The sequence below is a fragment of the Campylobacter coli genome (assembly GCF_009730395.1).
Classification (GTDB): domain Bacteria; phylum Campylobacterota; class Campylobacteria; order Campylobacterales; family Campylobacteraceae; genus Campylobacter_D; species Campylobacter_D coli.
Genome location: NZ_CP046317.1, coordinates 1,233,075 through 1,259,616, shown reverse-complemented (window position 1 = coordinate 1,259,616; position 26,542 = coordinate 1,233,075). Strand labels below are relative to the sequence as shown.

Genomic DNA, 26,542 nt, shown 5'->3' with positions numbered 1-26,542 from the left:
AAAGGTTTAAAAATTTTGAAGGAAAATCCCTCTTTTTTAAAAGAACAAATCATTACTTATTTAGGCAATAAAAGAGCACTTTTAGGATTTTTAAATAAGGGCTTTAAGGTAGCTAAAAAAGAACTTGGTAAAGATAAATTTAGTTTTTGTGATATATTTAGTGGCTCAGGTGTTGTAAGTCGTTTTGCAAAAGCACACTCAAATTATATTTTAGCCAATGATTTAGAAAATTATTCCAAACTTATCAACAAATGTTATCTTTCTAATAAAGATAAAAATTTAACCGAGCTTTTAAAACATTATCATAAAATTTTAACCCAAAATTTAGAATTTCAAGCAGGTTTTATAAGTGAACTCTATGCTCCAAAGAATGAGGCTTGCATCCAAAAAGATGAACGCGTTTTTTATACTCTTAAAAATGCTTTATATCTTGATACTTTAAGACAAAAAATCGAAAAGGAAATTCCTGAAGAGTTAAAGCATTTTTTTATAGCGCCTTTAATCTATGAAGCAAGTGTGCATTCAAATACTAGTGGAGTTTTTAAGGGTTTTTATAAGGGTAGAGATGGAGTGGGTAAATTTGGTGGAGAGGCGCAAAATGCCTTAAAGCGTATCAAAGGTGATATCGAGCTTAAAATGCCTATTTTTTCAAATTTTTCTTGTGAATTTGAAGTGGTGCAAAAGGATGCTAACTTACTTGCAAAAGAGCTTGAAAATATCGATGTGGCTTATCTTGATCCTCCTTATAATCAACACCCTTATAGTTCGAATTATTTTATGCTTAATTTAATCGCAAATTATCAAAGGCCTGATGAAATTTCAAAGATTTCTGGTATACCAAGAGATTGGAACCGAAGTATTTTTAATAAAGAAAAACAAGCAGAAGATGCTTTGTTTGAGCTTATCAATGATTTAAAAGCCAAAATCATTTTGCTTTCTTATAATTGTGAGGGTTTTGTAAAGAAAGAAAAATTTCTAAAGCGTTTGCAAAGCTTAGGTAAATGTCAAATTTTAGAGCAAAAATACCCGACCTTTAGAGCCTCTCGCAATCTTAAAAATCGTTCCATTCATATACACGAACAATTATACATACTTAAAAAAAAATATTTAATTTATTAATCCATCAAAAGGCATTAAAATCTAGTAGCAAATCTTAGCGTCCATTGTCTTTGTATACAAAAAGCTTCGTGATAATTTTTGAGATATATGAGTATTTTTGTAAGAGTCTATCAAATTTTATAAACCCATAAGTGTTATTTTAAGCATTTTTTGTCTATAATTAAGCCATTTGAAATTCAGTAAGGACTAGGAATGAGATTAAAAGTAGGAATTTTGGGAGCAAGCGGATATGCAGGTAATGAGCTTGTGCGTATCTTACTGAATCATCCTAAAGTAGAAATTTCCTATATAGGTTCTAGTTCAAGTGTGGGGCAAAGCTATACGAAGCTTTATCCCAACACGCCTTTAAATTTAAATTTTGAAGATAAAAATTTAGATGAACTTGAACTTGATGTCTTATTTACCGCTACTCCGCATGAATTTAGTGCTAAACTTTTTAGCGAGTCTTTATTAAAAAAGATGAAAATCATAGATTTAAGCGCTGATTTTCGTCTTAAAAATCCTAAAGATTATGAGCTTTGGTATAAATTTACTCATCCTAATCAAGAGCTTTTAAAAAATGCAGTTTATGGACTTTGTGAGCTTTATCAAGAAGAGATAAAAAATGCAAATTTAATCGCAAATCCTGGTTGCTACACTACTTGCTCTATACTTAGTCTTTATCCGCTTTTTAAAGAAAAGATGATTGATTTAAATTCGGTGATTATCGATGCAAAAAGTGGAGTCAGCGGCGCAGGAAGAAGTGCAAAAGTAGAAAATCTTTTTTGTGAGGTAAATGAAAATATCAAGGCTTATGGATTAGCTTCACACCGTCATACCCCTGAAATCGAAGAGCATTTAAGCTATGCAGCAGGAGAGAAAATCACTTTACAATTTACCCCTCATCTAGTACCTATGCAAAGGGGAATTTTAACTACTGCTTATGCAAATTTAAAACATTCTGTAAGTGAAAAAGAAATTCGTGAAATTTATCAAAAATATTATCAAGACAGGAAATTCATAAGGCTTTTACCACCGCAGTCGTTTCCGCAGACTCGGTGGGTTAAATCAAGCAATTTTGCGGATATAAATTTCAGCATCGATGAACGCACAAATCGTATTATTGTTTTAGGTGCTATTGATAATTTAATCAAAGGTGCAGCAGGACAAGCTGTTCAAAATATGAATTTAATGTTTGATTTTGATGAAGATGAAGGACTTAAATTCTTTGCAAATTTGTAAAGGATAAAAATTGCAAGTTAGAGCAATGCAAAAAAGTGATTATGAAGGAGTTTACAAGCTTTGGTGTGATATCAAAGGTTTTGGAATTCGATCGATTGATGATAGTAAAGAAAATATAGAAAAATTTTTAGATAGAAACCCAAACCTTAGCGCAGTAGCTGTGATTGATCAAGAAATTGTTGGAAGTATACTTTGTGGGCATGATGGTCGCACAGGAGGTTTTTATCATGTGTGCGTGCATAAAGATCACAGAAAAAAGGGTATAGCCCATGAAATGACAAAATTTTGCCTTGAGGCATTAAAATCTGAGAAGATTAACAAGATCGCATTGATAGCCTTTAAGAGCAATGATTTGGGTAATGAGTTTTGGAAGCATTATGGTTTTACCTTAAGAGAAGATGCGAATTATTATGATTTATCGCTCAATTCTCACAATCAAACTAGTTTTAATGTTTGAGGGTAAATCATGCAAAAATATTTAGAAAAAGCAAATGTCTTAATCGAAGCTTTGCCTTATATACGCAAATTCAGCTCAAAAATTATACTTATAAAATACGGCGGCTCAGCTATGGAAAATGAGGAGCTTAAACATTGTGTGATGCAAGATATAGCTCTTTTAAAGCTTGTAGGCTTAAAGCCTATTATCGTTCATGGTGGGGGTAAAGATATCTCCAAAATGTGCGAAAAATTAGGCGTAAAAAGTGAGTTTAATAACGGACTTAGGGTGAGTGATCAAGCCACAACAGAAGTAGCAAGTATGGTGCTAAATTATATCAATAAAAATTTAGTTCACAGCTTGCAAAATTTAGGTGTTAAAGCTATAGGGCTTTGTGGCAAGGATGGGGGACTTTTAGAATGCGTGCAAAAGGATGAGAATTTAGGTTTTGTAGGCGAGATACAAAAGGTAAATTCAAGTGTTTTGCAAGATCTCTTAGAAAAAGATTTTTTACCCATCATAGCTCCTATTGGAATGGATGAAAATTTCAATACTTACAATATCAATGCCGATGATGCAGCTTGTGCTATTGCCAAAGCTTTAAAGGCGGAAAAACTTGCTTTCTTAACCGATACTGCAGGACTTTATGAGAATTTTGAAGATAAAAATTCTTTAATTTCTAAAATTTCTATAACCCAAGCAAAAGCCTTGGTTGACAAAATTCAAGGCGGTATGCATGTAAAATTAAAATCTTGTATAGATGCTTGTGAAAGTGGAGTTAAGAAAGTGCATATTTTAGATGGACGCGTGAAGCATTCTTTGTTGCTTGAATTTTTTACCGATGAGGGTATTGGGACTTTAGTGGGTTAAAGGATGAAAATGAATTATAAAGAGCAAAGTCATATTATCCCTACTTATAAGCGTTTTGATATTGTTTTAGAAAGCGGAGAAGGGGTTTACCTTTTAGATGATAAGGGTAAAAAATATCTTGATTTTTCAAGTGGTATAGGTGTATGTGCTTTAGGATATAACCATGCTGAATTTAATGCTAAGATTAAAGCCCAAGTTGATAAACTTTTACATACTAGCAATTTATATTATAATGAAAACATAGCCCAAGCAGCCAAGCATTTAGCTAAAGCGAGTGGCTTAGAGCGTGTATTTTTCACAAATTCAGGAGCAGAAAGTATAGAAGGAGCGATGAAAGTCGCTAGAAAATATGCTTTTAATAAAGGTATCAAGGGTGGAAATTTTATAGCCTTTAAACATTCTTTTCATGGAAGAACACTAGGAGCTTTATCTTTAACCGCTAATGAAAAATACCAAAAACCATTCAAGCCTTTAATTTCAGGTGTTAAATTTGCAAAGTATAATGATTTTTCAAGCGTAGAACGCTTAGTCAATGAAAAAACTTGCGCTATTATCTTAGAAAGTGTGCAAGGAGAAGGTGGTGTCAATCCTGCTCAAAAAGATTTTTACAAGGCTTTAAGAAAGCTTTGCGATGAAAAAGATATATTGTTAATCGCTGATGAAATTCAATGCGGCATGGGGCGAAGTGGTAAATTTTTTGCTTACGAGCATTCAGGAATTTTACCTGATGTAATGACTTCTGCTAAAGCTTTGGGATGTGGGCTTAGTGTCGGAGCTTTTGTAGTGAGCGAAAAAGTAGCACAAAAATCCTTAGAAGCAGGCGATCATGGAAGTACTTATGGAGGAAATCCTTTAGTTTGTGCAGGTGTTAATGCGGTTTTTGAAATTTTTAAGAAAGAAAAAATTTTAGAAAATGTTTCTAAACTTACGCCTTATTTAGAGCAAAGTTTGGAAAATCTTATCAAAGAATTCAGGTTTTGTAAAAAAAGAAAAGGTTTGGGTTTTATGCAAGGGCTTAGTCTTGATAAAAGTGTAAAAGTAGCTGAGGTGATTAAAAAATGTCAAGAAAATTCTCTTTTGCTTATCAGTTGTGGGGAGAATGATTTGAGATTTTTACCCCCTTTAATCATAGAAAAAAGCCATATAGATGAAATGAGCGAGAAGCTAAGAAAGGTTTTTAAAAGTTTTGAATAAATTTTTTATTGATAAAAATTTATTCTTTTCCATCTACTATGGGTACAAAAAGACATTCTTCTAGAATTTCTTTTTGTAAATGAGTACCGTTTTTGGTTATGCGAGTGATAAATTGTTTGCCATTGTGCAAAATAGGGGCTACAAGTATGCCCCCATCACTTAGCTGATCGAGTAAAATTTCAGGAAGTTGTGTCGTATAAGCAGAGAATAAAATTCTATCATAAGGCGCATAATTTTTCCATCCATTTTGTCCATCTTCAAATTTAACATTAATATTAAAAAGCTCGAGTTCTCTAAAGGTTTGTGCTGCTTTTTTGGCTAAATTTTCTATGCGTTCTATGGTAAAAACACGCCTTATAATCTTGCTTAAAATCGCTGCTTGATAACCACTTCCACAGCCTATTTCTAAGACACTGTCCGCATCTTTAAAATTTAAAGCCATAGTCATTTTAGCCACGGTTAAAGGAGAGCTGATCCATTGAGAATTAGCTAAAGGTAAAGCATCAAGACGATAAGCATGGGCTTTAAGCGGGGAAAAAATTTCGCGTGGAATTTGACAAAAAGCATTAAAAAGTTCTTCGTTGATGAATATTTTTTGTGCGATTTCTTCGGCCATACTTTGACATCGTTTTTGCTCAAATGCGTTCATTTTTTCTCCTCGTAAATGGCAAATTGTAACGAATAAAGTTTCAAAATTTGATTAAAAACTAAAAAATTTGTTTTTCTTATTGATATTTTGGTTATACTAAAAATAAAAAAGGATGAAAATGCTTATTCGATTTAAAGATAAATTTCCAAATTTGGGTCAAAATGTCTTTGTTGCAGAGGGTGCTAAGATTATAGGAGAAGTAGAGATAGGTGATGAAAGCAGTGTGTGGTTTAATTGTGTTCTAAGAGGCGATGTTAATTTTATTAAAATCGGTAAAAGAACAAATATACAAGATTTAACCACTATCCATGTGTGGCATAGAGAATTTAATAAAGATGGAAGTTTAAAAGATGCAGGCTTTCCTACTTGCATAGGAGATGATGTTACTATAGGGCATAATTGCGTGATCCATGCTTGCAAGATCGGCTCTCGTGTGCTTGTGGGGATGAATGCAGTGATTATGGATGATGCAGCTATAGGAGATGATAGTATAGTGGGTGCAGGTAGTGTGGTAACCAAAGGCAAGAAATTTCCACCCAAATCACTCATACTTGGAAACCCTGCAAAACTTATACGCGAACTAAGCGATGAAGAAGTGGCATTTTTAAAACAATCTGCTTTAAATTATGTTGAATTTAAAAATGATTTTTTGGATTGATTTAAAATTTTAACAACGCTGTTTTTATGAAAAAGCTCAAATTTATCCATTTTAAATAGACAAATGGAGCATTTGAGCTATATCGACAAAATTTCATAGAGTTGTGTTTGTAAAATTTTGTCTTAGCTTTGTTAAATCTTTTGAAAGTTTGATTTTATATTTTTCTTTGTTGTTAAAATTAAGAAATTTCTCATCCAGCTTTGAAATTTGACTTTTTGCATATAGGGCAATTTCTTCTACATTTTTTTGTTTATTAAGAATTTTACCCTCTTTAAAAACACATTTTAAAAGTTCTTTTCTTTCTAAATTTTCATCAAGTTTAGGTAATTTTTCATTATAAATATAAAGCTCATCAAAAAGCATTTTTTGAGTGTTTTTGTCATAAATTCTAAAAAGTTTTTTAAAATGCGGTAGGGTTATTTTTTGTTTGTCTTCGCTGATTTTAATTTTAGGCGTGATGAGTTTATCTTCTTCTATGGCAACGAGTTTATAAACACAGCCAAAAATAGGATCACTTGAAGCAGTGATGAGTTTTTCGCCTACCCCAAAAGCATCAATAGGTGCATCATTTTTAAGCAGTTTGTTTATGCTTTTTTCATCTAAAGAATTTGAAACGATGATTTTGCATTCTTTTAAATCATTTTTATCCAAGATAGTACGAATTTCTTTGCTAAGTATTTCTAAATTTCCAGAATCAATACGCACACCGCATTGTTTGATTTTAAATTTTTTAAATGCTTTGACTGCGTTTTCTAGCCCTTGTTTGTAATTATAAGTATCGATGAGTAAGGTAGGATTTTGAGGATAAAGTTCTAAATAATGACAAAAAGCACTCAATTCATCATCAAACATTTGTACCCAAGAATGCGCCATAGTTCCACTTGTCATAATGCTATAATTTTTCCCTGCAAGTGTACAAGAGCTAGCTTTGCAACCTCCTATTATGGCCGCTCTTGCCCCTTTGAGTGCCGCCTCGCTTCCATGAGCTCTTCGCGTGCCAAATTCAAGCACGCTAAGATTTTTAGCTGCTCTTACGATACGATTGGCTTTTGTGGCAATTAGGCTTTGATGATTGATACTTAAAAGTAAGAAGCTTTCAAGAATTTGTGCTTCAATAGCATTGGCTTTGATGATCATCAAGGGTTCGTTAGGAAAGATGATTTCGCCTTCTTGCATGGCATAAATTTCGCCCTTAAATTTAAAATTTTTCAAATATCTTAAAAATTCTTCTTTAAATATCCCTTGAGAGTGCAAATAGGCTATATCATCTTCATCAAAATGCAAACAAGATACAAAGTCTAAAATATCCTCAAGTCCTGCAAATATAGCAAAAGAGCCGTGATCGGGAATTTTTCTAAAAAATATATCAAAATAAGCTGTTTTGTTTTCAAAACCATTTAGAAAATAACCTTGCATCATGGTTAATTCATAAAAATCACAAAGCAAGGTGTTATTTGGTTTTGTATAAGAATCTTTTTTCATAAAAGTTAATTTCCAAGAAATTTAAAAATCATCAAAGCTTATACTACCTTTAGAATAGTTTGTGACCTTACTTTCAAAGAAATTGCTTTTTTGATCATTAAATTTAGAAAAATCATCTACCCATTTGATAGGGTGTTTTGCATTGTAAATTTTATCAAGATTGATAGCAACAAGTCTTTGATCTACAAGATAGTGGATGTATTCTTCTATAATATCGTCTGTAAAACCCATGATTTGATTTTGAGTGATGTATTTGCCCCATTTGATTTCTAAATCGCCCGCTTTTTTAAACATATCATAAATTTTGTTGATATTGTTTTCATTAAACAAATCAGGTCTTTCTTTACGAACTGAATTGATCATATTTTGAAAGAGTAAAAGATGAGTGATTTCATCTCTTTGAATGAAACGAATCATTTGAGCAGAACCAAGCATTTTACCTGCTCTTGCAAGCGCGTAAATCGCAGTAAATCCACTATAAAAATATACTCCTTCTAAAATTTGATTTGCTACCATGGCCAAAAGAAGTTTATTATCATCTACATCGCCCGCTAATTCTTCATAGATACTTGAAATAAAATCATTTTTTTCGCGCAAGGTTTCATCGTGCTTTTCCATTTCATAGATTAAATCCGTATTATCGCAAATGGCTTCAACCATTACTGCATAAGATTTTGAATGGTTAGCTTCTTCATAAGCTTGGCGTGCTAAAACCGCATTGATTTCAGGAGCAGTGATGTAAGGATTGATATTATCAGCTAGATTGTTGGTTTGAAAGCTATCCATAGAAATGAGCTGAGACCAAACAAGATCATACATTCTTTTTTCACCTGCAGTTAAATTACAGCGATAATCTAATGCATCTTTAGTCGTATCTACTTCTTTTGGAAACCAAGTGTTTGCTTCCATTAAATCCCATAATTTTAAAGCCCAAGTGTATTTTGCTTTTGTAAAATTTAAGATTCCATGAGGATTTCCGCTAAAAACTTTACGATCTGTTAATGTTTCATTTGAGCCTGGATTATAAATTCTTTTTCTTTGCATTTTTTACCTTTCTTTCATATCTTTGTGACTATGCAAGTTTGGGTTAGAATATCGTGTAAATTTAGTTTATCTTTTCTTAAAAAGCTTATAAATAAACCAAAAATCAACCCAAAACTTATAATAAATATAATATATCTTAATAAAATTCTAAAAAAAGTTATTTTCTTACCCGTTTTTAGATCGATTAGATAAAGATCATAAGCCTTAAGCCCTGGACTTTGAGCTTTTGAGGCTAAAAATAAAGCTTGAATAAAACCAAATAAGAAAGTACATAGGGCTGTGATATAGGAGTTGTTTAAAAAAGCCTCCTTAGAGCCCAATAAAAAATAAAATAAATATAAGATAGGGACATAAATTAAAAATATATCTATAAGCAAAGCTCTAAATCTTAACCATCTAGAGGCTATTTTTGCCTTAGTTTTCATTTAATTTCCGCGACTTCCTGGCTTAATAGCTTTACTTCCTTCTTTGCAAAACGGACAATCATTTTCATCATAAATTTGAAAATCAAAATTTCCTAAAGTAAAAAGAGGTAAATTATCAGGCAGTTTTGCACTCGGTTTTCTAGGATTTTTTAAATTTTCAACCGCGCAAAAACCGCGATTTGCCAATGCTGCAAAACCTAAAACTTTTCCTCCTAAGCTTTCTATGATTTTAGCACTTTCTAAAGCACTTCCGCCCGTTGTGATGATATCCTCGCAAATGATAAATCTTTCGCCTTCTTTTACCTCAAAACCGCGTCTTAGAGTCATTTCTCCATTAACTCTTTCGGTAAAAATAAAGCGTTTATCACAAGCTCTAGCAAGTTCATATCCTGCTAAAATTCCTCCCAAAGCAGGAGAACAAATGCTGTCAAATTCTATATTAAATTCGGCTATAATTTTAGCAAGCTCATCACAAAGTCTTGCTGCTAATTTTGGATTTTCTAAGACTTTAGCACTTTGAAGATAAAACTCAGAGTGCTTACCCGAACTGAGTAAAAAATGTCCTTGTAAATAAGCCCCACAATCTTTATAAATTTGCTCTAAATCCATTTTTAAACCTTTAAAAGTTCGCTTTCTTTGTTTTTTACACTTTCATCGATTTTTGCAGTATAAGTATCTGTTAGTTTTTGCACTTCATCATAGGCTTTTTTAGCTTCGTCTTCTGAAATGGCTTTATCTTTTTCAAGTTTTTTTACGGCATCGTTTGCATCTTTGCGAATATTTCTTACCGAAACTTTTGCTTTTTCACCCATAGCTTTTGCTTGTTTTACATTTTCTTCTCTTTGCTCTCTTGTCATTGGAGGGAAGAATAATTTTACACTTTCGCCATCATTGTTTGGATTTACCCCTATATTTGCTGCTGCAATAGCGCTTTCTATAGTTTTTAACATAGGTTTTTCCCAAGGAGTAATGCTTATTGTTGAAGCATCACTTGCTAAAACGGTTGCAACTTGATTTAAAGGAGTTAAAGAGCCATAGTAATCTACTTGAATATGATCTAAGATATGTGTATTGACTTTACCTGTGCGTAGGGTAGTAAAATCTTTTTTTAAAGCTTCTAAGCTTTTTTCACTTTGAGTTTTTTGTTTGTTTAAAATTTCATTAATCATATTTTTTCCTTATAAATTACTTACTTGTATTTGATTCGTTAGGTATTTGTGGAGCACTTGGAATAGCTGGCACGTTTATAGCATTTGGAGCAGTAGGAATGCTTGTATTTGTTTCAATTTTGATTTTTTCAGCTAAAGAATCTTTACTTGTACTATTGTATAAATATCCTAAACCTATAGTGTTTGCAATAAGTAAAATTCCCATGATGAAAGTAAATTTCGCTAAAAATCCTGCGGGTCCTTTTGCTCCAAATAAACTTTCATTGCTTCCGCTATAAGCTCCAAGTCCTATGCTTGAGCTCTTTTGAAGTAAAACAGCTATACAAATAATAACGACGATGACAAACTGCAAAATAGTTAAAAGAGTAATCATAAATTTTCCTAAATTTTAAAAATTTTTTGAGTTAGATATTGTAACTAAATAAAACTTGAAAAGATTTGAAATTTTAAGAATTTTGCGGGGACTTTCCCGCAAAAAATTATCTACTATTGAAACTTCTTAGGATATTAAGTAAAGATACAAAAAGGTTTACAAAATCAAGATAAAGCGCTACAGCACCTTCAATTGGAGTTTCATAGTTTCCGCGAATAATATTTTGTGTATCATAAAGAATATAAAATGAAAATAAAATCGCTGCTACGGCTGAAATAGCTAAATTTAATAAACTGCTTTGGAAGAAGATATTAAGCAAAGAAGCCGCTACAACCACGATTAAAACTATAAATAAAGCTTTACCCATTAGTGTGAAATCTTTTTTGGTATTCATAGCAAAAATACTAAGCGCTGCAAAAGCTACTGTTGTTAGAGCAAAAGCTTGAGCGATGATTACTCCACCTGCTGGTAGGGCAAGAACAGAAATGAGTAATGGCGTTAGGGTTAAGCCTGAACAAAAAGTAAAACCAAAAAGTAAAATTAAATTCAATGGAGCTTCGCGTTTTTTAAATTGCAAGGCAATCAAAAGTCCTATTTCAACAGCAAAAAGTATCCAAAAGGTTACTTGTGATTGTATAAAAAATGCCGCTAAAGCATAAATTCCTACATATGCACCAACAGTTGCTGCTAAAAGAGAAGCCGCAAAAAGTTGATAAGTTTGTTTAATAAAAATACCAAGTTCACTTGAACGAGTGTTTTCAAATTCTCTTGATCGTGAATAGTCTCTATCATAAAGACTCATATTCATCCTCCTTAAAAGATTTCGATTTTAACTTAAATCTTGAGCGAACTCTAGCATAAAAAATTTAATAAAGAGTTAATTTGCGAATGTTTGCTTGTAGGTGAAATTCTTTGCTGAAAATTTGTTATAATTTTAAGATTTTTCAATTAGGTTGATATATGGATAATCTTATTAGCGGTGCGATCAAATTTATGCAAGAGGATTTTAAAGAGCATGAAGAACTTTTTGAAAGTCTTAAAAATAAGCAAAATCCTCATACTCTTTTCATAGGTTGTTCTGATTCTAGAGTGATCCCCAATTTAATCACCAATACAGGCCCAGGTGAGCTTTTTGTGATACGAAATATTGCAAATATTGTCCCACCTTATCGCGTGGGTCAGGATTATTTAGCAACTACTTCAGCAATAGAATATGCTTTAAATTCTTTACGCATTAAGAATATCGTTGTATGTGGACATAGTAATTGTGGTGGTTGTAATGCATTATACTATTCTGATGAAGAATTGGATAAAATTCCTAATGTAAAAAAATGGCTCACTATGCTTGATCCTATAAAAAGGGATGTTACGATCTTTGCAAGAGATGATATAGCTATGCGTTCTTGGCTTACTGAAAAACTTAACTTAGTGAATTCTTTGCAAAATATTTTTACCTATCCTGGAGTGCAAGAAGCTTTAGATGAGGGAAGATTAGAAGTGCATGCTTGGTATTATATCATCGAAACGGGTGAAATATATGAGTATGATTTTAAGACTAAAATTTTTAAATTAATTCAAAATAGGAAAATGCAATGAAAAAAATAATCATTTTGTTTCTTTTAGGTATTTCATGTCTTTGGGGGGATGAATTTCGTCTTATAGATACCAATGCAAGTGCGCAAGATAAGAGTGTTTATAGTTTGGTGCAAAAATATATCGATTTAAATCGCCAAATTAAAGAATTTAAAAAAAATAATGATGAAAATTCAAGTTCCTATGATGGAATTTTAAGCGAATTTGAAAAAGATAAAAAGTCTATTCTTTCTAAAATACCCGATATGATAGTAAAGCAACAAATCAATGAAAAAGCAGTAGAAAGCTTTTTAAAAACAAGGCAAAATTTGTTAGATTTACAAAAGAAGAGCATAAACAAACCTTATGTTTATGTAGATACAACCTTAAATATTATGTATTTAGATGTTGTTAAAAGTTTTTATTCGTCTTTATTTGAGCTTGAAAGACTTTTTAAAAATGCAGCAAATAGTGAAAGTATAATCTCTACGGTCGATAAGGCAATGGAAAATTTGCAAAATTCAACCAATATAGATCTTAGTATTTATAAAGCTAAAATCAATAATCCATCTGAATTAGAGAAAATTTCCAATAAAGAAGAAATGATTTTTAATGCTGTGGATGCTTATGTAGAAATTTTAAAATATTTGCGTGCGAATGCAGATTTGTTAGAAAGTAATTATATTTTTTCTTTGCTTGAACTTCAAGTATGGATAGATCGTATCAATGAAATGGCCAATATTGATTTTATAAATACGGGTAAGATAGTTATTTCGATTTTAGTTTTAGTTTTTTTTATGTCTTTAAGACGCTTTTTTTCAAATATAGTTTATTTTATCCTCGTTCGTTTAGTTTATCACAATAAAAGCGATGCAGATGATATTAAGGTTATTTTTATAGACAATATTAAAAAACCTGTGGGTTTTTTGCTTATTTGTTATGCCATTTCACTTTGTCTTACAATAGCAACTTATCCTGCTCCTTTAAGTATTAATTTAAGTAATCTTTTCCACATAGTTTATGCTGTTTTAATCGCTTGGTTGATTTTAAGGATACTTGATGGATATGGCGTGGTTTTGGTTTCAAAACTTGCACAAAAGAGTGGCAAAAAAGAAGTGGTAAATTTAGTCATTAAAATTTTATATTTTGTTATTTTTGTGATCGCACTTCTTTATATTTTAGCACAACTTGGTTTTAATATCTCGGCTATTATTGCATCTTTGGGAATTGGTGGTTTAGCTGTTGCTTTAGCGGCGAAAGATATCATTGCAAATTTCTTTGCTTCTATACTCTTACTTTTTGATAATAGCTTTAATCAAGGAGATTGGGTAGAGGTTTCAGGCATAGAAGGAACCGTGGTTGAAACAGGACTTAGAAAAACTACTATTAGAACTTTTGATAATTGTCTTGTATTTTTACCAAATTCAACTATTATGGGAGCTAATATCAAAAATTGGAGCAAAAGACGCATGGGGCGTCATGTTAAAATGTATTTGGGTGTTGGTTATGATGCTACTCCTGAAAAATTAGAAAATTGTGTGAAAGATTTAAAAGAGCTTTTATATACAAGTCCTTTAGTAGCACATGAAGATGATGGAGCATTAAAGTATGGCGATCATACAACAAAATATCGTCAAAATTTAGTTTCTATCAATGATCTTGAGGGTTATAAAAATGCTTGTTATGTGGCTTTAAGTGAATTTGCAGATAGTAGTATTAATATAGAGCTTTATTTTTATATCAAAGAAATAGGTGGAAAAGATTTTAGAGAAGCTAGACAAAGTTTAATGCTTGAGTTTATGCGTATAATTGAAAAAAATGGTTTAACCTTTGCTTTCCCAAGTCGTAGTATTTATATAGAAAATTTACCACCCCTTGATTTGCAAGCAAAAGCTATAAAATAGCAAGATTTTATCCTTGCTATTTTTTAAACCGGCATAACGCGTATATTTGGACTTAATTCTTCTTGTAAAATTGTTTCAATAGCATAAAGTGTTGCACCACTTCCACTAGAACAACCACTACAAGCACCAAGATAACGAATATAAACATCAATTGCTGCACCTTCAGCCTTTTGTATATCAATCACTTCCAAATCTCCACCATCATTATGAAGCATAGGGCGAATTTCAGCATCTAAAACACTTTCAACTGCTTTTAATTGTCCCACTACGGTCATTTCATCAAAAGCTACATCACTTTTCATTGTATTTTTGAGTTTTTCTCTATCTATTTCAGCTCTAGTTTCAGCTAAAATATCTACAAGGTAATAATCTCTTTTTTCATGTCCGCCTGGTTTGATACAGGATTTACAAAAAGCACCCGCTTTAGTATATTGTGTGATTTCTTCTACAGTGTGTAAATCATTAAGTTTAATCACTTCTTTAATAGTTCCAAGACTTACCCTAGCGCACTCGCAAACTATAATTTGATCTTCAAAATCTTCAGGACTTATACCTTTATAATGCGCTGCTGCTTGTTTGATTACATCATAAGCCATAACCGAACAGTGCATTTTTTGAGGTGGAACAGCTGGAGTTTCTGGATTATCACGCATAGCAAATTCCACATCTAAATTTGTGATTTTTACTGCTTCATCTACAGTTTTTCCTATACAAAGATCCACCATAGTATCACTACTTGCTATAGCTGTACCACAACCAAAACTTTTAAATTTTGCATCGATAATTTTATCAGTTTTTTCATCTACAAGCCAAAAAAGTCTTACCGCATCGCCGCAACTTTCTGCACCAAAATCAGCTACGATCAATTTTGCATTGCGTGCTTTAGCATCTTCTTCACTAAATTCTCCCATATGTTGAGGATTATTCATTCTATCTTGAACTTTTTGTGAATACTCATCCCAGATAGATCCACCAATTAAACTATTTTTTCCCATTTTTCATCCTTATTTGTAATTATTTGGATTATAAGCATAAGTACAAGAAATTGCTCTTAATCTCTGTGTTGCATTTTTAATTTGTTTTGCTGCATAATCAATTTCTTCTTCAGTGTTAAAGCGTGATAAAGAAAGTCTTAAAGCTGTATGTGCTAAGTCATTTTCAGCTCCGATTGCTTCCATGATAGGATTGCTTTCTAAAGCTTCACTTGCACAGGCTGAGCCCGTACTTGCAGCTATACCATTTTTATTTAAATCCCAAAGCATTGCTTCGCCTTCAACTCCTTTAATACTTGCTAAGATTGTATTAGGCACACGGTGTTCTCTTTTTCCAACCACTGTTGTATCAGGCAAGGCTAAAATTTGATCTTCTAGTTTATCTCTTAAACGGCGTATATGAGAATCTTCAAAATCAAGCATAGTATTTGCAATACGCAAAGCCTCGCCCATAGCCACTATATAAGGCACATTTAAAGTCCCGCTTCTACGACCACCCATGTGTTCTCCACCGTGTAAAAGTGGAGTAAGCTTAAGACCTTTTTTGATAAAAAGTCCGCCTACACCTTTTGGTCCATGGAATTTATGAGCTGAAAATGAAGCAAAATCAACTCCTACTTGGTTTAAATTTACTTTGATTTTTCCTACTGCTTGGGTAGCATCTGTATGAAAAAGCGCTCCAAATTCATGAGTAATTTCTGCCATTTTTTGAATATCAAAAATCATTCCTGTTTCATTATTAGCCCACATAACACTTACAAGTGCTGTTTTATCGCTAATCACTTTACGCAAATCTTCTACAGTAGAAACTCCTTCTTCGTTTACAGGAAGTTCTATGACTTTTACTCCAAGACTTTTTAAAAAATAAGCAGCAGCAGCAACAGCAGGGTGTTCTACGCTAGAGATAATCACTTCATTGCGTTCTTTATCTAAAATATGATCAAAATATATACCCTTAAGCACCCAGTTGATACTTTCAGTAGCACAGGATGTTATAACTATATCATCTAAATCATTTGCGCCAAGTCCCGCATAAAGTTTATCCATAGCTTCTCTTAGGGCAGGATGAGTTGCGCTGCCCCATTGGTGAAGACTGTTTGGATTTCCATACATGTCTTTTAAAAATGGCAACATTAATTCGTATGCGCTTGGATCAAGCATCGTTGTTGCATTATTATCTAAATATACTTTCACTTTAATTTCCTTAAATTTTAATTCGGATATTTTTTATCTTTTTATGAAAATGGATAATAACAGAAAAATATAAATTCTAGTTTAAAAATTATAGCAAAAATATGAATATTAAAGTAAAAAAATACAAAGAATTATGGATTAAAATTTGTATTTTTAAATATTTATAAAATTACTTTAAAGTAATACTGATAAATAAGAATTTAATATCTTATTTAAATTGGCTTGTTTTTGACGACGATCTAAGAAATTTTCTATGGAGCTAGAACGCATATTATTAGCATTATCTAGCTTTTCTAAATCTTTATTTTGGCTTTGATATTCTTCTTTAAGAGAGTTAAATTCGCTATGATTTTCATCAATATAAATTTGGAAGATAGAGCTTGAATTTGCAAATTCTCTTAAATCCATATCTTTTTGATAATTGACATATTGTTGAAAAAAACTGAAAGCTTATCTTGAGAAGCGGTTTTTTTATCTACTCCATTCACATAAAGATATAAATCAAAGCTCATTTTTTGTTCGTTTTGTTGTTTGATATAGTCTTTTATATCCATTTCCCCTCTAAGGATTTTTTGAAAATTAGTATGAGCATTGAGATCCAAACTCGCAGGTTTCATAAAAAAATTAAGCTCGTTATCATTTTGTGTTTTGATATCATGATAAATAAAATTCATCAAAAGCCCTGATTTTGAAACTTCAGCATTTTTGGTTAGGTAAGGTTTTAAAATTTCATTAGATGAGGTATTGTTTAAAGCTCTATCGAAGTGAAAATTAGTAATTTTGTTATCTAGCATTAAAGTATTTAGGCTTAGAGTTTTGTTTAGCGCGGAGTTTAATTCTTCTTGATTGTTGTAAATTCTTGAAATTTTGCCTAAAAATTCCCCATTTTCAGTAGAAAATCCGGTGGCAAATTTTGAAATCATATCGCGACTTAAATTAGCATTATCATTTTCGCTAAATTCTAAATTGACAGACTTTAGCGAGCTATAATAGCTGTTTAAAAGATAGGGTAGGTCTATTTTGTTATAATTTAAAGTTGCATCTTGTCTTGTTAATTCTTTGGCTATATTTCTAACACTTTTGATGTTGATATTATAAGATTCAGGTATATTAGCGATTTTATTTAAATCTTTTTCAAAAAAACCTTTCTCGTCTATCCTAAAGCTAAATTCACTTGCATAAGAAGTGGTGTTAAAAATATAATTTAAATTTTCTAAATTGTTTTCATTTTCTTCTAAATTTGAACCTTTTTTATCTTTGATTAAATTCAAAGCTTGGCTATTTTGTAAAGGATTGGATAGGGCCAAATTTTGATAAGGGTTTGCCGAATTTATAGTCATTTTAAATCTTTCAAAAATATTGCTAGTTTTTTATAAGCAAAAGGTGTGCCAAGTTTTTTAAATACAAAATTCAGTCAAAAATTAGCAAAAATTTGCTAGCATTTAGCTTTTCTTTTTGAAAAAATTTAAAAATTTATCCGAAAGGAAAGCGTATGCCAAAGATGAAAAGCGTAAAAAGCGCAGTTAAACGCTTTAAAGTAGGTAAAAATAAAATCAAAAGAGGCTCTGCTTTTAGAAGCCATATTTTGACTAAAAAACCTGCAAAAAGAATGCGTGATCTTCGCACAGCTAAATATGTGCACAGCACTAATGTAAAAGCTGTAGAAAAAATGCTAGGAATTTAAGTTTTTGACATAAGTCATTCAAACTCTCCTTAAGTTGCTAAAAATTTAAGGGCAAGCTCCAAAATGGACGCCACTTTATGAAAGGAAATAAAAATGGCAAGAGTAAAAACAGGTGTTGTAAGACGCCGCAGACATAAAAAAGTTCTAAAATTAGCACGCGGTTTTTATAGCGGACGCCGCAAACATTTTAGAAAAGCAAAAGAACAATTAGAAAGAAGTCTTGTTTATGCGTATCGTGATAGACGCCGCAAGAAAAGAGATTTTCGCCGTCTTTGGATTGTGCGTATCAATGCTGCTTGCAGATTAAACGATTTAAGTTATTCTAAATTTATCAATGGACTTAAAAAAGCAGGCATTGAGCTTGATAGAAAAATTCTAGCTGATTTAGCAATGAATGATGCTGCTGCTTTTGCAAAAATCGCAGAAGCTGCAAAAAAAGCGCTTTAATTTAATGAGTTAAGATTTAAATCTTAACTCATGATTGTCAATATAAACTGCATTTAAATTTTAAAATACAACTCATTAAAAACTAATTTTATTTAGGATTTATTAATAAAATCATAAAAATTATATGATAATAAAATTAAAATATCACTTATAAGCCATAGAGTTTTGTAACACAATAAGGCCATTTTAGAAACTTTCTTGCATATATATTAAAAATCATCGTATAAGTAAATTAAAATTTAGTTATAATAATAGATTAATAAAAATTATAGCCCAAGGAAAATATATGGCAACTGATATGAATGAAATTTTACTTCGAAGTGTTGAAGTTTTACCTCCTTTGCCTGATACTATAAATAAACTAAGAAAATATATCAACGAATCGGGTTCTAATGTAAAAATTGATGAAATTGCTAATATTATTTCAAGTGATCCTTTAATGACTGCTAAGCTTTTACGCTTGGCTAATTCTCCCTTTTATGGTTTTTCAAGAGAAATCACCTCTTTGGCTCAAGTTGTCTCTCTTTTGGGTATAGGTAATATCGTTAATACTATCATGGCAGATTCAATTAGAGATAGTTTTAAAATCGATGTATCACCTTATGGATTAAGCACGACAGAATTTGTAAATAAATGCAGCGAGGAAACTTCTTTTATCATGGATTGGTTGGGCAATGAGGATAAAAAGCTATCGCATTTACTAGTGCCTTGTTCTATGCTTTTAAGACTTGGTATTGTAGTTTTTTCTAATTTTCTTATTCAAAATAAAAAAGATGCCGAGTTCTTAGCTAGATTGGAAAAAAATAATTTTAGTGATTTATCTATGGTAGAGAATGAATTTTTAGGTGTTGATCATATTTCATTCTTAGGATTTTTGCTTTATCGTTGGAAATTTGATGATATGCTAGTTGAAACTATTTGTTTTGCTCGCTCTCCGCACGCAGCTAGAAATGAGGTTAAAAAATCAGCTTACGCTCTTTCAGTTGTTGATCATCTTTTTACACCTCATAATAATTTTTCTTCTTTTAATATCAAGGCTTCTATCGCTTTGATTAATGAGGCTCGAAGTCAAGGGATTGATTTTAATCTTGATAATTTTATTTCAAAACTTCCAAAAGAAGCTAAAGAAAACCTAATAAAAGAAGGTTAAATTGTTTATTTTATTAAATTAATGAAAAGTATCATTTTACCTCCTAATGAATTTTTAGATCATTATGTTTTAAACGCGGAATTTCATCGTTTAGCTGGAATTTCAAAAAATGCTTATAAATTTTGGAAAAAAGTAGAAATTGGTAGATATCAAGGGACTCGTATTATTTTTTTACACAAGAATTCCATTTTAGAAAAACATCGAGAAGTTTTAAAACAATGTAGCGATTTAAGTGGTTTTGTGCTAGCAAGTGCTTTTTGTTCTTTTACGGGATTAGCTCCATCGCATCTTGTAAAAAAAAATAATTCTTCAATCTATAAACTTTTAGATTTAAAAGAAATTCATGGTATTAAATTTGTAAATTTAAAAAAATTTTATGATTTTTTAGGGCTAAATTATTATCAGCATATTTACATAGAAAAATGCCATTTTTTTAGCCCCACGCCTTTTGAAAAGCGTATAAAAATCACTGAGAGTATGTGCGTTGGGTATTATTAAGATATCTAAAAATAAAAGCTGATAATAAAGCCAATAAAACGATTAAAAACATATAATAGCCCAAAGAAAAACGCCACGCATTATCTAAATTTGCAAATGCAAATTTATGTAATAAAAGTGTAAGTTGAGGGGTTATACCTCCTGCAATGGCATAGGCGATATTATAAGAAAAAGAAAGTCCTGAAAATTTAATCTTTGCTTCAAAAGCTTCATTCATTATTAAAGGACAAAAATTCATCACTCCACCAAAAAGACAAGCTAGCAAGTAAAAAATACTGACTAGAGTTATATCGGCATTTGTATTGTAAAGAAAGTGAAAATAAAACGCACAAGCTAAGCCAAAAAACAAGGAAAAAATAATACTAGATTTAAAAATACCTATTTTATCAGCTAAAATTCCACTTATAATACAACCCAAAGAAATAAAGAAAATTCCACCCATTTGTAAATAAGTTTGGAAATTGGTATCAAATTGTAAAATTTCTGCCATATATTTTGGGATAAATAAAATCATTACAATAATACAACCTGTTAAAACCCAAGTGATTAGCATAGAGATAAGAACACCTGCTTTTGCTCTTTTAAATACTTCTTTAAGTGGAAATTTTTCTAAAACATTTTCTTTTCTCATTTGCTCAAAAACAGGAGTTTCACTTAAAAATTTTCTAAGATATATTGAAATAAGTCCAAAAATTCCACCTAAAAAGAAAGGAACTCTCCAAGCCCATTCGTATAATTCTTCTTGAGTGTAAATTTTGTGCATCAATAAAAATACTATACTTCCAAGTAAAATTCCACCCACCACAGAAGCTGTTAAAAAGCCTATATAAGTTCTTCTTTGTCCTTGCGGTGAATGCTCATATACAAAAATCCAAGCACCGGGTAATTCTCCTCCTATGGAAATACCTTGAGCTATTCTTATAAGCATTAAAAATACTACACAAAGATAACCAATACTTTCATAAGAAGGGATAAAGGCCAGTGCAAAAGTTGGTATTACCATAAGCAAAATACTTAGCATAAACATTTTTTTGCGCCCAAATTTATCGCCAAAATGTGCCATCACTATACCGCCTAGCGGTCTTACTACATAAGCTGCTGCAAATATGCCATAGGTATTAAAAAGTTGCCAAAAAGGGCTTAAATTTTCAGGGAAGAAGTTTTTTGAAATATAACTTGAAAAGAATGCAAAGATAATAAAATCATAAAATTCCAAGGTTCCACCTAAAGATGAAAGTCCTAGCGTTTTTATATCTTTTTTACTAAGAATTTTTCTCATTTTTAATCCATTTCATAAAAATCATCATCATTTACTTCATCATCAAAGTCATAATCATCATCATCATAATTATAGGATTTGTGATGATTGTGAGCATACTCATCCTCTTCACCTTCATAATCATCAAATTCTAAATCTTCATTATCATAAGCCATTATTTACTCCTTGATAAACAAAATAAAATCTAATTTTAGCTTAAATTTGATTGCTTTTGCTATAATTTTTTATATTTTTTAAAAAAGGTTGATTATGGAATTGACTCATTTAGATGAAAACAACCGCCCTAAAATGGTAGATGTAAGCCAAAAAGATATAAGTAAAAGAGTGGCTACAGCAAGCGGTATGATCAGTATGAGCGAAGAAGCTTTTAAGGCTATAAAAAACAATACTGCTAAAAAAGGCCCCGTACTTCAAACTGCTGTTATAGCAGCTATCATGGGTGCTAAAAAAACAAGTGAAATTATCCCTATGTGTCATCCTTTGATGATTTCTAAGGTTGAGACAGATATAGTTGAATTTCCTAAAGATTATACTTTTAAACTTATAGTAACGGTAAAATGTGAGGGTAAAACAGGGGTAGAAATGGAAGCTTTAAGCGGCGTTAGCATAGGACTTTTAACTATCTATGATATGATTAAAGCCATCGATAAAACAATGAAAATAAGTGAAATTGTACTTGAAAGCAAAGAAGGGGGTAAAAGTGGTAAATTTGTGCGATCTTAAACAAGAGCCTATTGTTAATTATCCTACTTTTTGGGATTATAAGGTGATTTTTGAAGCGCATGTTCATGCAGGAGCTTTGTTTGAAGAGCTTTTGGGACAAAGAGATTTTAAATACAAACATTCTAATGCAAGTTCTAGTGGAAAATATCAAAGTTTTTTACTCAGTGTTTATGTAGATAGCAAAAAGGATCGTTTGGATATTTTTGAAAAATTAAAAGCTAAAGCCAAATTTGTGCTTTAAGAAAGAGGGATTAAATGAAAAATACTTTGATTATATTTGAGAATTCTTTATCCAATCTCAAAAAAGATGAAGTGAAAGACTTGCTTGAGGATTTAAGTTTTAATCTTGCGTATAAGCAAATTTCACAAGATCCACACAGCACTAAAAAGATTTTAAATTCACTTTTGGTTGAGTTTTTAACCATTTTGAAAAAACTTGATTTATTTGATGATGAAAATGTTGCAAAAGTTATCAAAGCTTTGGTAAAAGCTAGTGTAGGAGATGCTCAAAATGTCCTTTATGAATACATCAGCGAGGCAGAATTATTAAACAAACAAATCGAAAATCAAAAGAATTTAATTAAAAATCAAATCAGTGATAATTTCCTTGAATTTGAAAATATCTTACAAGAATGTTCTTTTTGCGATGAATTTAGCAGCGGATTAAATGATGCGATTTTATTTGATATAGAAATGCTTGGAATTTTAAAAGAAACTGCTGAAAGTGCTTTTTTAACTACTCTTGAAAAAGCTGAAGATATAGAACTTACTAGCAGTGAAATTGCCAAAAGTCTTGTTTACAATGCTATTTGCGAGGCACATTTTGAAAAAGAGCGTATTTTAAAAATTTCAAGTATTATTTTAAATACAGCTTTTGAGATAGCAAATGAATCTATAGCTTATGCTAAAGATCTTTGTCTTGGTGCGATTAAAGGGACTAGAGATGGAATTTCTTTAGCTATGGAAAAATTTAAAACTACACTTGCTTACGCAAAATTCGAAGAAGATGTGAGTTTAAAAAGTAAAGAGTTAATAGGCATAGAAGATGATTTTATCGCACTTTTAAAAAGAGAAATTAAAGAACAAAAAAATCCATCAAAGGATATAGTTGAAAATTTATTAGAGCATGAGCTTGATAATCTTTTTGCTAAATTCAAACGCCTTGCTGTTGAGAGTAGGGAGCAATTGCTTTTGGTTTTAAATGATATCAAGAAAAACCCAAAAATCAATGATTTTAATAGACTAACTCAAAGAAAACTGCATCGCTTTAAGCAAGAAATTCTTGAGCTTGAGAAAGTAGCAGGGGAAAAATACAAAGAATTAAATTCAAAAAAAGCTAAAAAGTTAGGCGTAAGACTTTGGGAAAGGGCAAAAAAACTCATTAAAAAATAATATCCCATTTTGGGATATTAAATATCTATTTCTATGCCTACAGGTGCGTGATCTGAACCAAAAATATCATCTCTTATGAAAGCATTTTTCAGCTTGTCTTTTAAACCTGTTGAAATGAAAAAATAATCGATTCTCCAGCCCACATTTCTTTCTCTTGCCTTCATTCTATAACTCCACCACGAGTATTTTTCTTTGATATCGCCATTGATCTCTCTAAAAGTATCAATAAAACCAAGTTTTAGCAAATCATCAATCCAAGCTCTTTCTATCGGTAAAAATCCCGAGGTATTGGCATTTGCCTTTGGATGGGTAAGATCGATTTCTTTGTGTGCGGTATTGACATCACCACAAATGATAATTTCAAAGCCATCCTTTAAAAGTTTTTCTAAATACACCAAAAATTTCGCATAAAATTTCATCTTAAAGCTTAAACGCTCTTCATCTTTTTGTCCATTTGGAAAATAGATATTAAAAAGTGCTATGTTTTTAAAACGATGTTCTAAAACTCTGCCTTCTTCATCATCAAAAAATTCACATTTTTTAACTTCACTATCAAAATTGCAAAGGCTCATAACACCCGAGTATCCAGCCCTTTTGGCAGAATTAGAATACATATGCTTAAAAGGGTATTCATAAATTTTTTTAGGAAATTTATCTTCATGTGCTTTAATTTCTTGAAAACCTATAAAATCAATATTTTCTTTTATTATCCAATCAAGCGCATTTTTATCACAAATAGCTCTTAAGCCATTGACATTCCATGAAAGTAGTTTCATCAGTTAATCCTTAAATTTTTGAAATAAAAATAATATCATAATTAATAAAAAATATTACTAATGGTTAGTTTTTTCTTTCTAAACTTTGCTTTTTAGTTATTTTTAAGGGGAGAATATGTTTAAATTTAAACTTTCTTGGTTTGGATTTGTACTTTTTAATTCCATACTCATTACACTTTTAAATTTTAATTTACATTCATTTGTTTGTGAAAAATTATCCCAAAATTTACTGCTTACTTTAGTTTTTATCGTAGCTTATTTTGGTTTGGTTCATATGATTTTTTCACTTATTTTTGTAAAATATTTAACTAAAATATTGTCTATATTTTTTATTTTATCATCCTGTACCAGTCTTTATTTTATCACTTTTTATGGAGTTTTAATTGATTCAGATATGATACAAAATGTTATGCAAACTGACATAAAAGAAGTGAAAGATTTGCTAAGTTGGCGTTTGGTTTTATTGGCTATTGTCGTCTTGCTTTTTTGTGTTTTTATTTTAAGAATTCGTATTGAAAATAATACAGAGCAAGGTTTCTTTAAAAAGATACGGGTTAGAGTTTTAAGTGCTTTGTTGGGTTGTTCTATCTTTTTAATCGCCTTTGTGCCTTTAAGTAAAACCTTTATACCTTTTTTTAGAACTTACAATGAAATAAGAATGTATAATGTTCCTTTTTATCCAATTTATGCCGTATATCGCTATTGTGTTCGTTTTGTAAAAGTTAAGCCAGAATTTAAAACTATAGCTAATGATGCTTATAGAGAAAACAATCACACTAAAAAACTTTTAGTTTTGGTAGTGGGTGAAACCGCTAGAGCGGCAAATTACTCTTTGGGTGGATATGCTAAAAATGATACCAATTTTTATACCAAAAAAGATAATGTAGTATTTTTTGATAATTTTTCTTCATGCGGCACTGCTACAGCGGTGAGTCTGCCTTGTATGTTTTCTCTTTCAAAGCGTCAAAACTATTCAAGTAGTGAATATCAAGAAAATGTTATGGATATCTTGCAAAAAACAGGCGTAAAAGCTTCTTGGATAGACAATAACTCAGGCGGATGCAAGGGAGTTTGCGATAGATTATCTGACAAGCAGCAACTTTCTAGCGATTGGGATGAGAATTTATTGCCATTTTTAAAAGAAAGACTAGGAAATTTAGATACTCAAAATATCATAGTTCTTCATTTACAAGGCTCTCATGGACCAGCTTATTATAAGCGTTATCCAAGCGAATTTAAAAAATTTATCCCAACTTGTGATACTAATGAACTTTCAAAATGTGATAGTGAAGCTTTAATCAATACTTATGATAATACTTTGCTTTATACGGATTATCTTTTAAGTGAGATTATCAAACTTTTAAAAGAAAAAAAAGATTATGAGAGTTCTTTAATATACCTTTCAGATCATGGAGAAAGTTTGGGTGAAAATGGAATTTATTTACACGGAATGCCTTATGCTATAGCGCCAAGCTATCAAACTCATATCCCTGTCATTTTTTGGAGCAATGATAAAAAACTCATGATGACAGCTCAAAATCATAAAGGCTTAAAACTTTCTCAAGATAATCTTTTCAGCACACTTTTGGGTTATTTTGATGTTAAAACCATGGTTTATGAGTCAGATTATGATTTATTAAATCAAACCTTAAAGGCCAATTAATGAAACCAAAATATCATCTTTTAAACAATGCACGATATGCTCTAGAAGGAATTCTAGCCCTGCTTAAAAATGAAATGGCTTTTCGGCTAGAGCTTTGTGTGATTATCCCCGCTATCGTTTTTAGCTTTTTTTTAGATGTAAGCTTTTTGGAGCATTTGTTTTTAATCACTGTTTTAATTCTCATCTTAATCACTGAAGCTTTAAATTCAGCTATTGAAGCTTGTGTGGATTTGATTACAAATGAATGGCATGAAAAAGCTAAAGTTGCTAAAGATTGTGCAAGTGCGGCAGTATTTTTTAGTGTGTGTTTAGCACTTTTTATTTGGGGATTTATCTTAGGAAAATTATGGCTGTAAAAATTGAAAATTTAATGAGAGAAATTTTAGGTAAAAAACGCTTTGAGCTGCTTCAATTTTTATGTGAAAATGCGGATGAAAATGGTTTTGTGATGATAAAAATAAGCGAGCTTGAAGCAAGATTAAACCAAAGCAAACCTACCATCATCGCCACTTTTAAATTTTTAGAAGAAAAAAAGCTTTTTAAAAAGTTGAAAAATGGATTTTATCAACTTTGCATCCCTTGTGATTAGAAAATAAATTTTTATTTTAAGTATTCTTTATCTTAGAAC

30 protein-coding genes and 2 pseudogenes are annotated in these 26,542 nt (G+C 31.1%); 18 read left to right on the top strand and 14 right to left on the bottom strand.

The window, feature by feature from the left end:
* Positions 1-15: 15 nt before the first annotated feature.
* The 5 genes from FOC43_RS06395 to FOC43_RS06375 all read left to right on the top strand — a co-directional run bounded on the left by FOC43_RS06395 (position 16) and on the right by FOC43_RS06375 (position 4,840).
* Positions 16-1,119, top strand: a complete 1,104-nt coding sequence (locus FOC43_RS06395) for a DNA adenine methylase (protein ID WP_002777944.1) — start codon at positions 16-18, stop codon at positions 1,117-1,119.
* Between the two features lie 192 nt (positions 1,120-1,311).
* Positions 1,312-2,340 (top strand): N-acetyl-gamma-glutamyl-phosphate reductase, encoded by a 1,029-nt coding sequence (gene argC / locus FOC43_RS06390; RefSeq protein WP_002783640.1) that lies wholly within the window; start codon positions 1,312-1,314, stop codon positions 2,338-2,340.
* 10 nt (positions 2,341-2,350) lie between these two features.
* A complete protein-coding gene (locus FOC43_RS06385) occupies positions 2,351-2,797 on the top strand; it encodes a GNAT family N-acetyltransferase (RefSeq protein ID WP_002781870.1) in 447 nt (148 codons plus the stop codon).
* 9 nt (positions 2,798-2,806) lie between these two features.
* Complete coding sequence (gene argB, locus FOC43_RS06380) at positions 2,807-3,646, top strand: acetylglutamate kinase (RefSeq protein WP_002781872.1); 840 nt, start codon at positions 2,807-2,809, stop codon at positions 3,644-3,646.
* A gap of 3 nt (positions 3,647-3,649) precedes the next feature.
* On the top strand, positions 3,650-4,840 hold the full coding sequence (locus FOC43_RS06375; protein WP_004284757.1) for an aspartate aminotransferase family protein: 1,191 nt from the start codon (positions 3,650-3,652) through the stop codon (positions 4,838-4,840).
* A 19-nt stretch (positions 4,841-4,859) separates the two neighbouring features.
* Here FOC43_RS06375 and FOC43_RS06370 read toward each other — a convergent pair whose 3' ends face one another.
* Positions 4,860-5,489, bottom strand: a complete 630-nt coding sequence (locus FOC43_RS06370; protein WP_002783642.1) for a protein-L-isoaspartate(D-aspartate) O-methyltransferase — start codon at positions 5,487-5,489, stop codon at positions 4,860-4,862.
* A gap of 118 nt (positions 5,490-5,607) precedes the next feature.
* Here FOC43_RS06370 and FOC43_RS06365 point away from each other — a divergent pair, with 118 nt between their 5' ends.
* Positions 5,608-6,147 carry a gamma carbonic anhydrase family protein gene (locus tag FOC43_RS06365; RefSeq protein ID WP_002781878.1) on the top strand — a complete coding sequence of 180 codons (540 nt, stop codon included), beginning with the start codon at positions 5,608-5,610 and terminating at the stop codon, positions 6,145-6,147.
* Between the two features lie 93 nt (positions 6,148-6,240).
* On the opposite strand, the gene FOC43_RS06360 is transcribed toward FOC43_RS06365, so the two are convergent.
* The 7 genes from FOC43_RS06360 to FOC43_RS06330 form a co-directional block, all read right to left on the bottom strand.
* Positions 6,241-7,629: a nicotinate phosphoribosyltransferase gene (locus tag FOC43_RS06360; protein WP_002783644.1), complete on the bottom strand. Its 1,389-nt coding sequence runs from the start codon at positions 7,627-7,629 to the stop codon at positions 6,241-6,243.
* Positions 7,630-7,650: 21 nt separating this feature from the next.
* Positions 7,651-8,673: a ribonucleotide-diphosphate reductase subunit beta gene (locus FOC43_RS06355; protein WP_002777960.1), complete on the bottom strand. Its 1,023-nt coding sequence runs from the start codon at positions 8,671-8,673 to the stop codon at positions 7,651-7,653.
* Positions 8,674-8,687: 14 nt separating this feature from the next.
* Entirely contained in the window at positions 8,688-9,098 is a 411-nt protein-coding gene (locus FOC43_RS06350; protein ID WP_002777961.1) for an RDD family protein, read from the bottom strand.
* A complete protein-coding gene (gene pyrE / locus FOC43_RS06345; RefSeq protein ID WP_002777962.1) occupies positions 9,099-9,707 on the bottom strand; it encodes an orotate phosphoribosyltransferase in 609 nt (202 codons plus the stop codon). It abuts the gene before it with no gap.
* 2 nt (positions 9,708-9,709) lie between these two features.
* A complete protein-coding gene (gene frr / locus FOC43_RS06340) occupies positions 9,710-10,267 on the bottom strand; it encodes a ribosome recycling factor (RefSeq protein WP_002777964.1) in 558 nt (185 codons plus the stop codon).
* A 16-nt stretch (positions 10,268-10,283) separates the two neighbouring features.
* Positions 10,284-10,640, bottom strand: coding sequence for a preprotein translocase subunit SecG (gene secG, locus FOC43_RS06335; protein ID WP_002777966.1), 357 nt, complete (start codon positions 10,638-10,640; stop codon positions 10,284-10,286).
* A gap of 106 nt (positions 10,641-10,746) precedes the next feature.
* Entirely contained in the window at positions 10,747-11,442 is a 696-nt protein-coding gene (locus FOC43_RS06330) for a Bax inhibitor-1/YccA family protein (RefSeq protein WP_002777968.1), read from the bottom strand.
* A gap of 158 nt (positions 11,443-11,600) precedes the next feature.
* Between FOC43_RS06330 and FOC43_RS06325 the strand changes: the two genes are divergently transcribed.
* Positions 11,601-12,236, top strand: a complete 636-nt coding sequence (locus FOC43_RS06325) for a carbonic anhydrase (RefSeq protein ID WP_002777974.1) — start codon at positions 11,601-11,603, stop codon at positions 12,234-12,236.
* Complete coding sequence (locus FOC43_RS06320; protein ID WP_002777975.1) at positions 12,233-14,116, top strand: mechanosensitive ion channel family protein; 1,884 nt, start codon at positions 12,233-12,235, stop codon at positions 14,114-14,116. The genes FOC43_RS06325 and FOC43_RS06320 overlap by 4 nt, the downstream gene beginning before the upstream one ends.
* 23 nt (positions 14,117-14,139) lie before the next feature.
* On the opposite strand, the gene FOC43_RS06315 is transcribed toward FOC43_RS06320, so the two are convergent.
* The 3 genes and pseudogenes from FOC43_RS06315 to FOC43_RS06305 form a co-directional block, all read right to left on the bottom strand.
* Positions 14,140-15,111: an iron-sulfur cluster assembly scaffold protein NifU gene (locus FOC43_RS06315; protein ID WP_002777977.1), complete on the bottom strand. Its 972-nt coding sequence runs from the start codon at positions 15,109-15,111 to the stop codon at positions 14,140-14,142.
* 9 nt (positions 15,112-15,120) lie between these two features.
* Positions 15,121-16,302, bottom strand: coding sequence for a NifS family cysteine desulfurase (locus FOC43_RS06310; RefSeq protein ID WP_002777980.1), 1,182 nt, complete (start codon positions 16,300-16,302; stop codon positions 15,121-15,123).
* Between the two features lie 174 nt (positions 16,303-16,476).
* Positions 16,477-17,642, bottom strand: a pseudogene (locus FOC43_RS06305) (hypothetical protein).
* Between the two features lie 152 nt (positions 17,643-17,794).
* Here FOC43_RS06305 and rpmI point away from each other — a divergent pair.
* The 4 genes from rpmI (at position 17,795) to cheQ (ending at position 20,081) form a co-directional block, all read left to right on the top strand.
* The gene (gene rpmI / locus FOC43_RS06300) at positions 17,795-17,986 is read left to right on the top strand and encodes a 50S ribosomal protein L35 (RefSeq protein WP_002777995.1); all 192 of its coding nucleotides are present in this window, start codon (positions 17,795-17,797) and stop codon (positions 17,984-17,986) included.
* A gap of 93 nt (positions 17,987-18,079) precedes the next feature.
* Positions 18,080-18,433, top strand: a complete 354-nt coding sequence (gene rplT / locus FOC43_RS06295; RefSeq protein ID WP_002777997.1) for a 50S ribosomal protein L20 — start codon at positions 18,080-18,082, stop codon at positions 18,431-18,433.
* Positions 18,434-18,719: 286 nt separating this feature from the next.
* Positions 18,720-19,583, top strand: coding sequence for an HDOD domain-containing protein (locus FOC43_RS06290; protein ID WP_002782711.1), 864 nt, complete (start codon positions 18,720-18,722; stop codon positions 19,581-19,583).
* 21 nt (positions 19,584-19,604) lie between these two features.
* The gene (gene cheQ / locus FOC43_RS06285) at positions 19,605-20,081 is read left to right on the top strand and encodes a cheVAW transcriptional regulator CheQ (RefSeq protein ID WP_002782712.1); all 477 of its coding nucleotides are present in this window, start codon (positions 19,605-19,607) and stop codon (positions 20,079-20,081) included.
* On the opposite strand, the gene FOC43_RS06280 is transcribed toward cheQ, so the two are convergent.
* Together FOC43_RS06280 and FOC43_RS06275 are read right to left on the bottom strand one after the other, a co-directional pair.
* A complete protein-coding gene (locus FOC43_RS06280; RefSeq protein WP_002778004.1) occupies positions 20,050-21,360 on the bottom strand; it encodes an MFS transporter in 1,311 nt (436 codons plus the stop codon). The two genes, cheQ and FOC43_RS06280, sit on opposite strands and share 32 nt — an antisense overlap.
* Before the next feature lie 2 nt (positions 21,361-21,362).
* Complete coding sequence (locus tag FOC43_RS06275) at positions 21,363-21,515, bottom strand: highly acidic protein (protein ID WP_002799336.1); 153 nt, start codon at positions 21,513-21,515, stop codon at positions 21,363-21,365.
* A 94-nt stretch (positions 21,516-21,609) separates the two neighbouring features.
* Here FOC43_RS06275 and moaC point away from each other — a divergent pair, with 94 nt between their 5' ends.
* From moaC to FOC43_RS06260, 3 genes and pseudogenes are all read left to right on the top strand, one after another.
* Positions 21,610-22,083, top strand: coding sequence for a cyclic pyranopterin monophosphate synthase MoaC (moaC, locus tag FOC43_RS06270; protein WP_002782713.1), 474 nt, complete (start codon positions 21,610-21,612; stop codon positions 22,081-22,083).
* Entirely contained in the window at positions 22,061-22,324 is a 264-nt protein-coding gene (locus tag FOC43_RS06265) for an HP0495 family protein (protein WP_002778007.1), read from the top strand. Before moaC ends, FOC43_RS06265 begins: the two co-directional genes overlap by 23 nt.
* Positions 22,314-23,475, top strand: a pseudogene (locus FOC43_RS06260) (hypothetical protein). Before FOC43_RS06265 ends, FOC43_RS06260 begins: the two are co-directional and overlap by 11 nt.
* A gap of 17 nt (positions 23,476-23,492) precedes the next feature.
* On the opposite strand, the gene FOC43_RS06255 reads toward FOC43_RS06260, so the two are convergent.
* The gene (locus tag FOC43_RS06255; protein ID WP_002778010.1) at positions 23,493-24,251 is read right to left on the bottom strand and encodes an exodeoxyribonuclease III; all 759 of its coding nucleotides are present in this window, start codon (positions 24,249-24,251) and stop codon (positions 23,493-23,495) included.
* A 115-nt stretch (positions 24,252-24,366) separates the two neighbouring features.
* Here FOC43_RS06255 and FOC43_RS06250 point away from each other — a divergent pair, with 115 nt between their 5' ends.
* Genes FOC43_RS06250 through FOC43_RS06240 form a run of 3 tightly spaced genes read left to right on the top strand, consistent with a single transcriptional unit; the run spans position 24,367 to position 26,503 of the window.
* On the top strand, positions 24,367-25,914 hold the full coding sequence (locus tag FOC43_RS06250) for a phosphoethanolamine transferase (RefSeq protein WP_004284763.1): 1,548 nt from the start codon (positions 24,367-24,369) through the stop codon (positions 25,912-25,914).
* Entirely contained in the window at positions 25,914-26,270 is a 357-nt protein-coding gene (locus FOC43_RS06245) for a diacylglycerol kinase (RefSeq protein ID WP_002778018.1), read from the top strand. The genes FOC43_RS06250 and FOC43_RS06245 overlap by 1 nt, the downstream gene beginning before the upstream one ends.
* Positions 26,261-26,503 carry a replication/maintenance protein RepL gene (locus FOC43_RS06240; protein WP_002778019.1) on the top strand — a complete coding sequence of 81 codons (243 nt, stop codon included), beginning with the start codon at positions 26,261-26,263 and terminating at the stop codon, positions 26,501-26,503. The genes FOC43_RS06245 and FOC43_RS06240 overlap by 10 nt, the downstream gene beginning before the upstream one ends.
* Positions 26,504-26,542: the final 39 nt, after the last annotated feature.